This window comes from Streptomyces sp. 8L (genome assembly GCF_020176795.1).
Taxonomy (GTDB): domain Bacteria; phylum Actinomycetota; class Actinomycetes; order Streptomycetales; family Streptomycetaceae; genus Streptomyces.
On the sequence record NZ_JAIUKE010000008.1, the window covers coordinates 1 to 14,962 of the forward strand.

The 14,962-nt window shown below is 73.9% G+C and carries 9 protein-coding genes; 8 read left to right on the top strand and 1 reads right to left on the bottom strand.

Annotation, left to right across the window (positions count from 1 at the left end; translation table 11 throughout):
- The first annotated feature begins 77 nt into the window (after positions 1 to 77).
- Together eccD and eccB are read left to right on the top strand one after the other, a co-directional pair.
- A complete protein-coding gene (gene eccD / locus LCE31_RS00935; protein ID WP_225011948.1) occupies positions 78 to 1,487 on the top strand; it encodes a type VII secretion integral membrane protein EccD in 1,410 nt (469 codons plus the stop codon).
- A gap of 9 nt (positions 1,488 to 1,496) precedes the next feature.
- The gene (gene eccB, locus LCE31_RS00940; protein ID WP_225011950.1) at positions 1,497 to 2,828 is read left to right on the top strand and encodes a type VII secretion protein EccB; all 1,332 of its coding nucleotides are present in this window, start codon (positions 1,497 to 1,499) and stop codon (positions 2,826 to 2,828) included.
- A gap of 82 nt (positions 2,829 to 2,910) precedes the next feature.
- Here eccB and LCE31_RS00945 read toward each other — a convergent pair whose 3' ends face one another.
- The gene (locus LCE31_RS00945) at positions 2,911 to 3,696 is read right to left on the bottom strand and encodes a hypothetical protein (RefSeq protein ID WP_225012014.1); all 786 of its coding nucleotides are present in this window, start codon (positions 3,694 to 3,696) and stop codon (positions 2,911 to 2,913) included.
- 1,361 nt (positions 3,697 to 5,057) lie between these two features.
- Here LCE31_RS00945 and LCE31_RS00950 point away from each other — a divergent pair.
- The 6 genes from LCE31_RS00950 (at position 5,058) to LCE31_RS00975 (ending at position 14,939) form a co-directional block, all read left to right on the top strand.
- Complete coding sequence (locus tag LCE31_RS00950) at positions 5,058 to 6,008, top strand: hypothetical protein (protein WP_225012015.1); 951 nt, start codon at positions 5,058 to 5,060, stop codon at positions 6,006 to 6,008.
- A complete protein-coding gene (locus tag LCE31_RS00955) occupies positions 6,005 to 9,406 on the top strand; it encodes a right-handed parallel beta-helix repeat-containing protein (RefSeq protein WP_225011951.1) in 3,402 nt (1,133 codons plus the stop codon). Before LCE31_RS00950 ends, LCE31_RS00955 begins: the two co-directional genes overlap by 4 nt.
- Positions 9,407 to 9,468: 62 nt before the next feature.
- Positions 9,469 to 9,813, top strand: a complete 345-nt coding sequence (locus LCE31_RS00960) for a WXG100 family type VII secretion target (protein ID WP_225011952.1) — start codon at positions 9,469 to 9,471, stop codon at positions 9,811 to 9,813.
- A gap of 58 nt (positions 9,814 to 9,871) precedes the next feature.
- Positions 9,872 to 10,165 (top strand): WXG100 family type VII secretion target, encoded by a 294-nt coding sequence (locus tag LCE31_RS00965; protein ID WP_225011953.1) that lies wholly within the window; start codon positions 9,872 to 9,874, stop codon positions 10,163 to 10,165.
- 46 nt (positions 10,166 to 10,211) lie between these two features.
- A complete protein-coding gene (locus LCE31_RS00970) occupies positions 10,212 to 11,624 on the top strand; it encodes a hypothetical protein (protein ID WP_225011955.1) in 1,413 nt (470 codons plus the stop codon).
- Positions 11,625 to 11,768: 144 nt separating this feature from the next.
- The gene (locus LCE31_RS00975) at positions 11,769 to 14,939 is read left to right on the top strand and encodes a hypothetical protein (RefSeq protein ID WP_225011957.1); all 3,171 of its coding nucleotides are present in this window, start codon (positions 11,769 to 11,771) and stop codon (positions 14,937 to 14,939) included.
- Positions 14,940 to 14,962: the final 23 nt, after the last annotated feature.

Below are 14,962 nucleotides of genomic sequence, written 5' to 3' on the forward strand. Positions count from 1 at the left end.
CCCGGCCGCCCCGGCACCCGCCTGTCCGACGCGCGGGCGCCCCGGCCGAGCCACACCATCGCCCTCCCAGGAGCACCATGACCAACGTCATCCCGGCCCCCGGCACCCAGGGGACGTACACCACCGAAGTGTGCCGACTGACCGTCGCGGGGCCCGCGGGACGCGCGGATCTGGCCGTACCGGCCAACGCGCAGGTCTCCGCACTGCTGCCGGTGCTGTTGCGCCACATCCCCACCGATCCGGCCGCCCCTGTCGGCAGCTGGACGCTGCAGCGCCTCGGCGAACCGCCGCTGGAACTGGACGCCACCCCGCACACCGCGGGGCTGCTCCACGGCGACGTCCTCTACCTGCGCCCCGCCGACGACACGATGCCCGAGCTGGAGTTCGACGATGCCTCGGAGGGCGTCGCGCACGCCGTCGGCGCGCGCGAGGACCGGTGGCGCGCGCAGACCACCCGCCGGCTGTTCCTGGCACTGGCGGCTCTGGCGCTCCTCGCCCTCGCCGCCGGTGTGCCACTGGCCGGCAAGGGGGCGGTCGTGCCGGTGCTCTACGCGGTCGCCGCGGCCGGCCTGAGCATCGGCTGCCTGCTGGAGCGGCGGTGGTCCATCGACCGCGGCGTCGCGGTCGTCACCGGCCTGGGCGCCTGCGTCTTCGCCGCGCTGACCGGGCTGACCGCGCCCGACCGGGACATGTGGCCCACCGTGCCGGGACCCGGCGCCATCGCCCTCGGCGCGGCCTGCGGTGCCCTGGTGGTCGTGGCGGTCCTCCTGCCCACGCGGCGCATGCCCGCGGCGGTGACCGGGACGGCGCTGTTCGTTCCCGCGCTCGCCGCGCTCACGGCGGGGCTGGCCGCGGTGACCGGCTGGGACGCCGCGCACAGCGTGAGCGTGGTCGCGGTCGCCGCCTTCCTCTTCGGGCACCTCGCGCCGCGCACCGCGCTGCGTCTGGCCCGGGTGCGGGTGCCCCTGCTGCCGCACAACGCGGTGGAACTCCAGGAGGCCGTGGACCCGCACCCCGAGCAGTCGTTCAGATCGCGAGCCGCCGCCGCCGACGCCTTCCTGACGGTGTTCACCGTGTCCGTCGCCCTGCTGTGCGCCGCCGACTTCGCCGTGCTCGCCTTCGCCGGCGGATGGATCGCCCGCGTCTTCCCCCTCGTGTTCTCCGGGGCCGCCCTGCTGCGGGCCAAGGGGCTGAACGGCGTGTGGCAGCGCATGCCGACCGCCTTCTCCGGGGGGCTCGGCGTGCTGTCCGTCGTGCTGTCGTGGACCGCCTCGGCGAATGCCACCGGCACCCGCTGCGCCATCCTGCTCGGTCTGCTGGCCGCCGCGGTACTGCTGCTGGCCGGTGCCTGGCGGCTGCCGCACACACGGCTGCTGCCGGTGTGGGGACACACCGGTGACGTCCTGGACGTGCTGGTGCCGCTCGCGCTGCTGCCCCTGCTCCTGCAACTTCTGCACGTCTACGCCCACGTGCGCGCCGCGGTCTGAGGAGAAGCCATGCAGACCCGACGCGACCACCTGCACGCGTACCAGTTCGCCACCGGGCGGCTGGCCTCCGCGCTGATCTCCGCCGATCCCGGCAACGGTGACACGCCCCTGCGCAAAGCCGGTCTCGGCGCCGTGTTCGGCGTACTGCTGGCCGTCCTGCTGGTGCTGGGCGCCGCGGTCTACGGTTTCCTCAAACCGGCCCCCGACAACCATGCCTGGGCCACCAACGGCGCCCTGATCGTGGAGAACGGGACCGGCACCCGGTACTTCTACGCGGACGGACAGCTCCATCCCACCGCCAACTACGCCTCCGCGCTGCTCGCGTCCAACGGCGCCGACGTCCGCGCCGTCGACCGGGCCGCGCTCGCCGACGTGCCCCGCGGAGCCACCCTCGGCATCCCCGGCGCCCCCGAAGACGTCCCCGGTCCCTCGGCGTTGCTGACCGGCAGCTGGACGGACTGCCTGCGGCCCGGCGCGCACGTGGGCGAAACACTGGACTTCGCGCCGGGCACCGTACACGCGCTGACCGGCTCCACCCACGTCCTGGTGGCCGGCCCGGACGGGAAGCGGTACGTGCTGGCGCACAACACCAAGTACCCCATCGACGACCGCTCCGCGGTCCTCGCGCTCGGCATGGACACCGATCGGCCGGTCCTGGCCACACGGGCGTGGCTGGACGCCCTGCCCACCGGGCCCGCGATCGCGGCGGCCCGGATCTCCGGGGCCGGTGGGGCGGGACGCACCGTGGCCGGCAGGCCGAGGAAGGTGGGCGCCCTGTTGCGCACGGTCGTCTCGGGCGCCGACCACTACTACGTACTGGAATCCGACGGGGTCGCCTCCCTGACCGCCACGGAGTCCGCCCTCCTGTCGGCCGCGGGCAGCGGGGAGCCGCTCCAGGTCGACTCCGGTGTCATCGCGGCCCTGCCCTCCTCCGCCGACACATCCCTGCTGCACCGCATCCCGGACCTGCTGGCGGGTAACGACGCGACCGGCGGCCACTCCGCGCTGTGCCTGCGGCAGTACATGAAGGGCTCCGAGCGCCACAGCTCGCTGGTCCGCGAGAGCGGCCGGGCGGCCGCCACCACTGCCGCCGTGCTCCTGCGGCCCGAGGCCGGGGTACTGGCCACTTCCCCCAAGGGGCCGCACGACACGCAGTCCCCGACGCCCTACCTGATCACCGACCGCGCGGTGAAGTACCCCCTGAGCAGCGACGCGCTCGGGGCGCTCGGATACTCCGGCCAGACCCCCCGGGTGCTGCCGCGGGCGGTGCTCGACCAGATCACCACCGGCCCGGGGCTGAGCCGGTCCAAGGCGCTCGTCGCGGTACCCGGAGTCAACTGACGTGAACGGTGCCTCCGACGAGGGTGCCACCGCCCGACGCGACGTCGCCCACCGGCTGTCCGCCCGGCTGGCGCGCGCCGCGCTACGTGCGGCCGGGCCGTCGGTCGAGTCCAGGAGCGTGGGCAACGCACTGCTGGTCCACCCGCGCGGGTTCGTCGACAGCCGGGCGCTGGCCTTCGTCCGGGGGCTTGCGGCCGACCCGCAGCACACCCTGGTGGTCCTGGATCTCCCGGCCAGTCCCGAGGACTCGGTGTGGGAGAGCGTCGCACGGGTCATGGACCGCAGGGGCGTCAGTTTCCGGATACTGCCCGGCCGCGGCACCCGCGACGACGTCCGGCGCGCCGCGCAGTGGCTCGCCGACCGGCTCGACCGGGTCGTGCTCGCCCCGGACGGCTCCGTCGTCCCGGTGGCCGGTGGCGCTCTCTTCGTACCGGCCGACAACGGCGCCGGCTGGCTGCGCTTCCGCCCTGGGCTCTCCGCGGCGCCGGACTCCCGGCGGTTTCCCAAGCCGCAGTGGGAGTACTCGGTGCCCGACCGCCCGCAGCGGATCGGCGCGGGCGCCGTGGCGGAGCCGTTGCCCGGCGGTGTGTGGATCAGGAGCGGCTGGGACGACCCCGCTTTCCCCGGGGACCGGCAGCGCCTCTTCGAACTGCTGGCCGGCGACCCCGAACTGCTGGACATCGTGCTCGGCAGCCCGGGCGTGTCCGGCGCCCTGGCGCTGGAGGAGATCGCGGCGTTCTGGAACACCGTCCCCGGCAGCGCCCGGCATCTGGTGCGGTTCGTCTCGTACGGCCCGGTGGAGGTGCCCGGCGGTGAGTCGCTCGGCCAGGCTCTGGCCGACCGGCTCGGCCAGCGGGTCGTCGTGCACGCGGGCCTCCCGGCGCCCGGCGGCGACGGCGCCTCCCGCGAAATGCGCACCCTGCGCGGCGACGGAAGCCTCGGCTGGCGCCCCTACGCGGATGCGTTCGGTTTCACACCGCGCCCGGCGGCCGGGGACCGCCCGGTGCCACCGGTGGCGCTCGGCACGCGGAAGCCGTCGGCGGCCGTCGCCGACGCCGCCGCGCCCGGCGTCTACCGGTACGCGCCGGACGTGCTGCTGGAGGTGGTGCAGAGCGGGCTGTGGGTCCGGCCGCCCGCCGAGCCCTTCGACGGGTACGCGGTGCGCGCCGCGGCGGCCGATCCCGCGTACCCGGCCATCCTCTACGACCAGGGCGATCCGGCGGCGGCCGACCGCATGCGGAAGGTTGCCCACGACCTGGTGACCGGTCTCGACCCGGCGTTCGCCCAGAGCGGCCGGGTCATGCCGGCCGACGCGGTGGAGCGTGTTCCGCCGGGCGGCGTCATCCCCTACCCCGCGCCGGCGCCCGCACCCTCCGCCGTACCAGCGGTGCCCGTCGTACCGGTGGTGCCCGCTCCGGCGGCCGAGGCCGCGCCGTGCGGACCCGCGATCGCCACGGAGCCGGTGGACGGCCCCGCGCGGGGGCGGCCGGGTCCCGCGGGCGACTGGTCCCTGGAGGGCGGCCCGGCGGCGGCGCGGCCGGCGCCCGCGCCCTCGGAACCCCTGCCCGACTGGACGCCGTACCCCTCGTCACCGCCCCGCGGCGGTGCGAGCGGACCGGGGCCCGGCACGGAGGCCGCGCCCGACTGGACGCCGTACCCGTCCCCACCGCACCCCGGGCCGGGGAGTGCCGCGCCTGGCGTGCCGCCCCGGCCCGGCGCCGCCGCGGCCCGGGGCGCGGCCCCGCCCCGGGCGGGGGGGGGGGGGCCGGCCGGGGGGCCCCCCCCCGGCGCCCCCCCCCGGGGCCCCCCCCCCCCGGGGCCGCACCCCCCGCTTCGCCGGGAGAGACCGCGCCGCACGGAGCCGGCGCGGCCGGACCGGAGCGGCCCGGCACCCCGCCTCCCTCGCCGGGGCAGCCGCAGGGCACCGCCTCGCCCTCCTCTCCGGCCCCGGTGTCGCGCATCCGCCTGGAGGCCCCGGACCCGCAGCACCCCGCCGCGGACCGGGCCGGGACCGAGGGCACGGGGACGGACGCCGGCGGCCTCGCCGCGCCCCCCGAACCGTGGCCGCGGGGCGGGACCGGCCCGATGGACGCCGCCATGCCACCGGAGACGTCGCTGCCCCCGGCGCCGGAGGCGTCCCCGGCGGCACCGGCGCCCGCTCCCGCTCCCGCGCCTACGACCGAGCCCGCGGCTGCGACCGAGCCCACGCCTACGACCTCGCCCGAGGCCGTGCCTACACCCGCCCCCGCGCCAACGACCGAGCCCACGCCCACGACCGCGCCGCGCGACGGCGGGCCGGTCCGGGTGCAGCCAGAGCCCGCGCCCGGCGCCGACGTGCTGCCCCCGGCGAACGGCGTCGACCGGGAACGCGACTGGCTGCGGCGCAACCTTGGCGCGCCCTACGACACCGCGGCGGCCTTCGTCTCGCGTGTGCTGTCGGAGGCACCGGGCCTGCACAGCGGCCCGCGCAGGCCGGTGGGTGACGCCCTGACCGACCTCGCCGCCGTCCGCCTGTACCTGACGGGGAGCACCGCCGCGATGGACGCCGCCATCCGGGCGGCCACCACAGGCCCGCACGTCCCGCTGGCGCGCTGTGTCGCCAGCGGACTGCGCCGCCTGCCGTCCCACCGGGGCGGCGCGGTGCTGCGGGCCGCACTCTCTCCCGCCGAACGCGCCTGGTACCGCGAGGGCTCGGTCGTCGTCGAACGGTCCTTCCTCGCGGCCCTGTCCGCCCTGCGTCCCGCCCTGCCGGGTGACACGGACATCCTGCTGTGGTCGCTGACCGCCCGCAGGACCGCCCTGGTGGTGCCGGAGCTGCCCGACCGGCTGCTGTTCACTCCTGGCACCCGGTTCAAGGTGCTGCGCGCCGTCGGCGGCGACCGCCCGGCCGTGCTGATGCGGGAGATGGCCGCGTCGGAGCTGGACGACGAGGGGCAACCACGCGAGGAGCGGGCGCCGTTGGACGAGATCGCGCTCACCGGACTCGACCAGTTGCACGCCCTCTGGCAGCGGGCCGAGGACCCCGCGGGCGACGGCGCTGTGGGCGATCCCCTCCCTCCGGAGCACGTGAACTCCTTCCGCGCGGCCCCCGGGCTCTTCCAGCCGCCACCCGGCGTTCCGCCCGTGCCGGCCGCCACGTCCCATCCCGGTACCACGCCAGAACGAGGGGGAAATCCGTGAACCGGCAGATCCTGCACGTCTCCGCCACCCGGCCAGGCGCCTACCGCACTGTCTCCCAGGCGCTGGCCGCCGCGGCGGACGGTGCGGTGATCGCCGTCGCGCCCGGCACCTACACCGAGGCACTCACACTCAGCCGGGTGGTCACCCTGTCCGCGGACGGTGAGCCCGGCAGCGTACGGCTCGAATCGCCGATGGGCAGCACGGTCGTGGTGGACGCCGAGGCGGTGCGGCTTTCCGGTCTGACCCTGTACGGGTCGGACACCGGCGCCGCGGTCCTCGACATCCGGCGCGGGCAGGCCACCGTCGAGGACTGCACCGTGGCGGGCGACCGGGCGTGGGCCGCGGTCATCGCCTGGCAGCGGGGCCAACTGGCCGCCCGGGACTGCACGGTCACCAACCCCGGCGGCGCCGGCGTCGTGGTGACGTCCGAGGCAGACAACACACTGGAGGGCACCACCGCGCGGGACTTCGACTCCTCCGCTGTCGTCGTCGCCGAGAACGGCCGCCTGACCGTACGCGGCTGCACCGTCGAACGCTCAGGCGGCAACGGCATCTGCGTCAACGGCCAGGGCGTTGTCACCGTCGAGAACACCACGGTGTCCGACAGCCACAAGCCCGCCGTGGTGGTGGAGCAGAACGCGAGAGCCGAACTGATGCGCACCACGGTGACGTCGTCCACGAGCCTGGACGCGTATCTGACGAGCAAGGGCATGACCACGCTCACCGAATGCCGGCTGACCGGCTCGGGCGGGCAGTCGCTGCACATCGGCGGCGGCGCGGCCCCCGTGCTGCGCGGATGCACACTGGACTCGGCCGCCGCCAGCGGCCTCCAGGTGACCGGCGGTTCCACCCCCCGGCTCGAGGACTGCGAGATCACCGGCACCCCGCTCGCCGTCCTCGTCGAAGAGGGCAGCCAGGCCGTGTTCCACCAGCTGCGGGTCCGGGGCGCCAAGCGGGCCGCCGTACAGCTGAGCGGGGAAGCGACCGCGGAATTCAGGGAGTTGTCCGTCGAGGACGGCTCGGCCGGGCTGCGCGTGTCCGGCGCGGCCCAGCTCACCCTGCGCTCCGGCGAGATCGAGTCCGCGCACGGCGCCGGCCTGGAACTGAACGAGGGCGCGGGCGCACTCCTCACGGACGTACGGCTGCGCGCCACCGGTGACTGGGGCGTCGCGGTGTCGGGAGGAGCGCGCGCCGAGATGTCGGGCTCCACCGTCGCGGGAGCGGGCGTCCTGGTCGGTACCGACGGCGAGGCGCTGCTGCGGGACAGCGAACTGACCGGCGCGGTGGGGGACGGCGCGCGGGTGCTGGGCGGGGGCACCCTCATCGCCACCGGCTGCCGGGTGCACGAGGCCCAGGGGCACGGTGTCAACGTCCAGGTGTCCGGGCGGGCCGATCTCAGCGAATGCCTGATCACCAGCAACGCGGGCGACGGGGTGCGCAGCAACTCCGAGGAGCCGGTACTGGTCCAGTACTGCGACGTCAGTGGGAACGGCGGCTCGCAGGTCAACCGGCTGCGTACCGAGGGCGGCGAACCGGACGCCGTCGGTGTGACGGAGCCCGGCAGCGGACCGGCCGCCGGACCGCACGCCGTGTCGGCGGCCGTGAGCGGAAGCGGGAGCACGGACGGCACCCCCGGCCCGCTGGGCGAACTCAACGCCCTCGTGGGCCTCGAAAGCGTGAAGCGCGAGGTCACCGGCCTGATCAACCTCAACAAGATGGCACAGCGCCGGCAGGAACTGGGCCTCCCGATGCCACCGATGAGCCGGCACCTGGTGTTCGCGGGACCGCCCGGCACCGGCAAGACCACGGTCGCCCGGCTCTACGGCGCGGTGCTGGCCGAACTCGGCATCCTGGCCGAGGGACACATCGTCGAGGTCTCCCGGTCCGGACTGGTCGCACAGATCATCGGCGGGACGGCGATCAAGACCAGCGAGGTGTTCACCAAGGCCATCGGCGGTGTGCTGTTCATCGACGAGGCGTACACACTCACCAACCAGTCCAAGGGCAGCGGGCCAGACTTCGGCCAGGAGGCCGTCGAGACACTGATGAAGCTGATGGAGGACCACCGCGACGAGATCGTGGTCATCGTCGCCGGCTACTCCGAGCAGATGGACCAGTTCCTGGAGTCCAACCCCGGCATGGCCTCACGCTTCGCGCGCACGGTGGAGTTCCCCAACTACGAGGTCTCCGAACTCGTCACCATCGTGCAGGGCCTGTGCGCGAAGCACTACTACGAGATGGACGACTCCGCGCTGGAAGCCCTCACCCGCTACTTCGAGGTCATTCCCAAAGGGGCGACGTTCGGCAACGGCCGCGTCGCCCGCTCGCTGTTCGAGACCATGATCAGCAATCAGGCGTCGCGGCTCGCCTCCGCGCCGGCGTCGGACGACAGCATCGCGCTGAACCGGCTGCTGGCACCGGACGTGCCGACAGCGGACCCCGCGGACACGCCGGACGACCCCGGCCGCGGCGCCCCCGGGACGCAACAGGTGGCCGCCGCGCCGCCGCGCCCCGTCGCCCCGCTGTCGGCCGACCCGCCTCCCGCGATGCGCCGCCTCGCCGGGCTGTGCGGCCTGGGAGAGGTCCGCGCGGCCCTGCTGAAGCGCGTCAACGAACTCGTCGTGGCGGGCCGGGACCCCGTGCCGCCGGCCTGCGCGGCGAACGTCGTACTGGCGGGCGAGACGGGCAGCGGCCGTACCGCCGTGTCGGCGCTGTACGCGAAGTGCCTGGCCGAGGCCGGAGTACTGCGCAACGGAGCCGTCCACCGGGTCGCGCTCTCCACGGTGTACGCACGCCGCGACCAGGAGGCCCGCGCCTACACGGCGGCCCTGTTCGCCGACGCCGACGGCGGTGTACTCGAACTCGACCTCGACGCCTCCTTCACCGCGCGCCCGGCAGCCGAGCAGGAGGCGGTGTGGGGCGCGATCGTCGCCGAGGCGGCCGGAAACACGCAGACCGCGCTCGTACTGCGCGGCCCGCGCGCCCGGCTCGGCGATCTGCTGCGCGAACGCCCCGACCTCGCCGACTGCTTCGCGCTGTTCCTCCGCTTCCCCGCGTACAGCGCCCAGGAGTTGACCGAGTTGATCCGCCGCCGCCTCAAGGCCAGGGGACACGAGGTCGACGAGGCCACCCGCGACGCCCTGGCCGCACGGCTGGCCGACCGGCCGCTCACCGACGGGGCACGCGGAGCACACCGGCTCGCGGACCGCATGGCCGAACGGGCGCCGTCCGGGTCCGGCGGCGGACCGGTGGCCGCTCCGCGCGCGGTGGCTCCGAAGGACCCTCAGGCCAACCCCGCGGCCAGCACGGCGCCCACGCGGACAACACTCCCTGTATCCCCAGGCAACAACGGACCCGCTCCGTTCCGCGAGGCCGGGGCGCCCGTGACGATGGGTTGAGGAATCAGCCGAGAACAGTGCCGTGACCTCCCGTACGGCACCTCAGAGCGAAAGGACAGACCATGGCGGCTACAGGACAGGCCGGACTGACCGGCGTCGACATCCAGGGCATGAAGGCGCTGTTGCCCGACTTCGAGAAGACGCTCAGCGACACCAAGACGGCGATCAACCGCATGACGGATCAGCGCCAGACCCTGGCGGCCAGCTGGACCGGTGACGCGGCCTCCGGGTACATCAGCTCCCTGGACCAGTGGCTTGAGCAGCTTCAGCAGGTTCAAACGCAGCTTCAGTGGGTCACCGAAACCTTCCAGTCCAACACCAACTCCTACGAGCAGGTGCACGGCAACACCGTGGACACCGCGCATGCCATGAGCCAGGCCGTGTCGGCCGGCCTCCCCGGCTTCTGACACCGCCTCGACCGCAGCCTCCCCCGGCACATCCCCATCCAGTGAAGGAGCAGCGCACATGACCACCTATCAAGTAAGCCTTGAGCAGATGTCTTTCGTCGAAGGTGAGATGCAGTCCATCACCACCAGCCTCGGGACTTCCCTCGGTGAGTTGGAGGACGGCGTCAAGACGAAGCTCGCCGGCTGGGAGAACAGCTTGGCGGGTGCGGGGTACCGCCAGCGGCAGGCGAGGTGGCAGGCCGCCTACCAGCAGATGTCGGCGACGCTCGCCAAGGCGCAGGCCGCGATCGGCACCATCGGCGAGTACTACAACAGCGGCGAGAAGTACGGCGCCGGCCTCTGGGACCAGTGAGACAAGTGCATCACGCGCGCACGAGGTGCGGGGGAGGTGAGAACGGGTGAACGGCGCCAGCCCGGTGGAAAGCCCCTATGAGAACGCCGACGGTTCCATGGACACGGGGGGCGACGACTCCGAGGTGCAGCCGTACTCGGGCGACACCTACGATCCCAGCACCCAGGGCACGGTCGACACCGGCCAGAAGATGCCGGAGATGCCCGACACTCCCCGCGTGACCGGTGGCAGCACGACGCACCTGTCCGTGTCCACCTCAGCGCTGAAGGTCTTCGCCGACAACCTGGAGACCATCGCCGACGCCTTGGGAAAGGCCAGGAACCAACTCGACCAGGTGGCGCCCATCCGGGCCGGCGCCTCGGAGTTCGCGGAGGCGCAGGCCCTCGCGAACAAGATCACCGGCGCGGACGGCGATGAGAGTCTGCAGCAGAACTACCTGGGCTCGTTGGCCGCTCTGCGGAACGCCCTGATAGACACGGCCGACGGAATCAGGCAGATCGCGGGCAACTACTCGACGATCGAGGAGGTCAACGAGAAGGCGGGCAGCGATCTGAGCCAGCTTCTCCAACAGGCCCAGGGCGACATCCAGAAGGTCGAGACGGCGACCGGAAACTCGGCCGCGTCGGGCATGTCGGGCGCTGGTTCCGGCGAGTCCAGTGTGGACGGCGCGTCGGGCACCACGGGCGATCCGTACGGTGCGTCGGGTGCCGGTGTGTACGGTGCGTCGGGCACTACCGGCGATCCGTATGGCGCGTCGGGTACCACTGGCGATCCGTACGGTGCGTCGGGTACCACTGGTGATCCGTACGGTGCGTCGGGTACCACGGGCGATCCGTATGGCGCGTCGGGTGCCGGTGTGTACGGTGCGTCGGGTACCACCGGTGACCCGTCCAGTGCGTACGGGGCGTCGGGCACTGCCGGCGACACGTCAGGCACGTACGGCACCGGCTCCGTACCCACGACGTACGCTTCGGGCGGTACCGGATACCCGTCGAACGGTGGCACGCAGACCACGAGTAGTGGTTCCGCGACGCCGGACGGCACTGCGGCAGCCGACCAGTCGGGACAGCCGGTGTCGCCGGGAGACCAGTCGGGACAGCCGGCCGCTCCCGCGAGTTCGGTCGGGGTACAGCCGTTGTCGCCCGGGGATGCGTTGCGGGTGGGTGAGGGTCCTGGTCCTGTGGTGCATCCGTCGCAGCCGTGGGTGAGTTGGCACACGGATGGTGGTTCGGGGGATGCGTTGCGGGTGGGTGAGGGTCCTGGTCCTGTGGTGCATCCGTCGCAGCCGTGGGTGAGTACGCACACGGATGCCGGCTCGCAGGGCATGTCGCCGAGGTTGCCGGCCGAGCCGGCTGTGCAGGGCACCGGCGTGAACGACCCGTCCGGTGAAGCGTCGCCCGACATCGATTCAGAGCCGGCGTCGAGCACGCTGTTGCACAGGGGCGTGGCGCAGCCGTAGGAGCTGGTCGGACTGCCCGGGCCCCAGGCCGTGTCCGCTCGGACGCGCCTGGGGCCGCCACTCTGTGGGGGCGATGAGGGTTTACGGATACGACCTGGACGGTCACGAGATCACAAGCCGCCGGGGGATAGGAGCGCCTAGGGCATGGCCGATGACAGCAGCAGCGACAGCAGCGACAGCAGCGGCAGCAGCAGCACCGGAGCAGACAGCGGAAGCAGCGGTTCCGGCGGCGGCGGTGCTTCTCCTGAGATGGACTACAGCCAGCTGACGTGGAAAGACGCCATGACCTACGTCACCGGTCAGGAGCCGGACCATCCGGAGAACGACGGAAAAGAGTCGCTGATCTCCGACCCGCAGACCATCCAGGACGCCGCGGACGCGTTCTGGTACACGCAGACGTTGCTCCAGGAGGCGGCCCAGAACCTCGGGCAGCAGGCTGAGGCGCTCACGGGGCCGAACGGACCCTGGCAGGGCCCGGCGGCGCAGGCGCTGAACAGTTCCATGAAGACGTTGTCGCAGCAGACGCAGGACATGGCCGACAAGCTGTCCGGCGGCAGCTCCGGCGACATCAATGTTCCGCAGCAGCTGGCGAACAACGCGAGGCACCTCCAGGACGCCATCACCACGCTTCACAAGATGGACGTCTATTACGCCCAGCAGGCGTTGAACAAGGCGCGGAGCGAAGGCAAGGACATCATGATGTCCAACGGGCGCGTCGCGGTCAGCCAGGTTCCCGAAGTCGTGGGCCATTTGAACAGCGACATGCTGGGGGTCCTTGAGTCGTTGGCGGGCCACTACTGGGTCACCACGAACGCCGCCGCCCCGTCGACGGCCCCGCAGAATCCGGTCACCGGCAGTGGGGGTGCGGGCTCTGCGGGCTATGGCGGAAGCGGTGGCACGGGGGACTACGGGCCTACCGTCCCGTATCCCGGCATCGGTTCGTACGGCGGCGGAAATCTGCCGGATTTCGGTGGGGCGACTTCGGGAAGTCCGACGCCGTATGCCGGTACGGGTTCTGGCGGTGACGGCGGGGATCTGCCGGATTTCGGTGGGTCGGTTTCGGGGAGCCCGACGCCGTATGCCGGTACGGGTTCCGGCGGTGACGGCGGGGGCCTGCCGGATGTCGGTGGGTCGAGCTCCGGAACTCCGACGCCGTACCCCGGTGGTGACTCCGGTGGCGCCGACGGGAGTGTGCCGTACCCCGGCGGGTCGACTTCGGTCAATCCCGCGGCGTACGGCGGCGGTCTGCCGGGCCTCGGCACCGGAGGGACCGGCGGGGCGAACGGCGGGGCCCCCTCCACGTACTCGGCCATGCAGCCGTACCCGGGGGACCCGTCCCTTGGCGGCAGTGGGAACCTGCCGGGTGCCGGCACGGCCGACCCGGACATCGACAAGGCCCTGAACCCCCAAGGCACAGGGGTCTCCACGGGTGGTGCGGGCAGCCCGACTCCGTACCCCTCTCTCTCCCTCGGCGGGAGCGCGGGCAGCACCGGTGAGGGGGGCCGTTCCGCCAAGGGCGTCTCCCGGTACCCCGGCGGTGCCAACGACGTCGGCGACGGCTCCGTGGGCGGCCAGGGCGGTATCGACCTCCCCGAAGGCGCCGGCGTCGGAGGATCGGGCACCGGGCCCGCCGTGTCGTCCGGTTCCGGCCTGCCCACTCTGAACACGTCCGGGACCTCCGCGCCGGATCTCGGAGACCAGGTCCAGTCCTACCCGAACAGTGCCGCCTCCGGCGCGGCCGGCCAGGGCGGCGGCGGTACTGGTTCGGCCGGTTCGGGCATGCCGATGATGCCGATGGGGGGCGTGGGCGGCGCGGGAGACGGTGCCGGGGACCGGCCCGCGTCCGAGGCGTCCGGGTTGCTGGGTAGTGACCGGGAGCCCTGGACGGCCGTCCCGGTGCAGCACGGCGTCGACGCCGACTCCTTTCTGGGTGCGGAGCCCGGTGCGGCCGGCGCGGTCGGCCTGGGGCACGCGGGTGGACAGGACGACGTAAGCACGGCGCCTGCCGCGCCGGCGGGAGACTCGGTCGCGGCCCCGTCCGCGGCCCCGGACGCCGCACCAGCCGCCGAGGCCGCGAACGGGCTGCTTGAGGGCCTGCCGTTCCTCGCCGCCGGGGCATGGGGTGCCGCGGCCGGCGGTCTCGGGACAGGCTCGGACGGCCGTCGCGGCGAGACGCGGGCGGCGTGGTCGGACGCGCTGTGGCAGAACCCCCTGGCCACCGGTTCCGGTGCGCCGTCCGCCACACCGGCGCCCGCCACCCCAACGACGTTCGCGCAGGCGGGTGTTGCGGTGCAGGAGGCGCCGCCGCTGCCGGAAGTGGCGCAGGCCGTGGGCGTTGTCTCGCAGGAGGCGCCGCCGCTGTCGGAAGTGACGCAGGCCGTGGGTGTTGCCGCGGAGGAGGCGGCGCCGCTGCCGGAAGCCGCGCAGGCCGCGGGCGCCGTGGCCGGGGCGGACACCGGCGTGCCCGCCGCGGTTCCCGTACGGCTGGAGGCACAGGGTCCGGGCACGGGGACCCACCCCGCGGCCGGGGCCGCCGCCGCGGCGCCCGGGCACTCGCCGGACGGGGCGGCGGCGTACGAGGCGCCCGCCGCCCATGCCGGTGAGGCGGTCGCGACCTCTGACGGCACAGCGGCCGCCACGTCGGACGGCATGGCGGTCGCGACCTCTGACGGCACGGCAGCCGCTGCGGTGTCCGTATCCGGTCCGCTCGCCGGCCCGAGCGGGGCGAGCCGTCCGCTTCAGGAGCCGGCGCAGGCCGTCGCGCGGACACCGGATGACGGGCGGGCCGGGCAGCCTGCGCGCGACACGGCGTCCGCTGCTCGAACACCGGCCGCCGGGGAGCCGGCGGCCGACGACACGTCCTCCTGGGACGTGCCCGACGCCTCGCTCTCGCACCTCCTCGGGGAGCCCGCTTCCGGGCCGGTCGCGGGCGGCGGATCAACCGGCTTGCTGGCGGATCAGGGAGCGGCGGCTCTCCTCGGGGCCGGTGGCGCCTACGCGGCAGGGCGCTCGACCCGCGCGGGAGAGGCACAGTCCTTCGCGGAACCGGTGCGGCCCGCGTGGAAGCCCAAGGCGCCCAGCGCCGGCAGCTCGCGAGTGGCCGAGCCCACCAGTGCGACCGGGCCCGAGGAACCGCTCGCCGCCAGGAGTTCCGAGGTACCCGAGGCGTCCGACGACCGGGCCAGGCCCGGGAGTCGGGGGCGCGGCAGGGCCAAGAAGGAGGGCGACCGCGAGTCCAGCAGCGTCGCGGACCTGTTGCGCCAGAGCCAGGAGATCTGGGGAGCGGGCGCGCGTGCGCGAGGTGCCTTCGGCTGACGTGCCGGGCCACCACCGCGCGG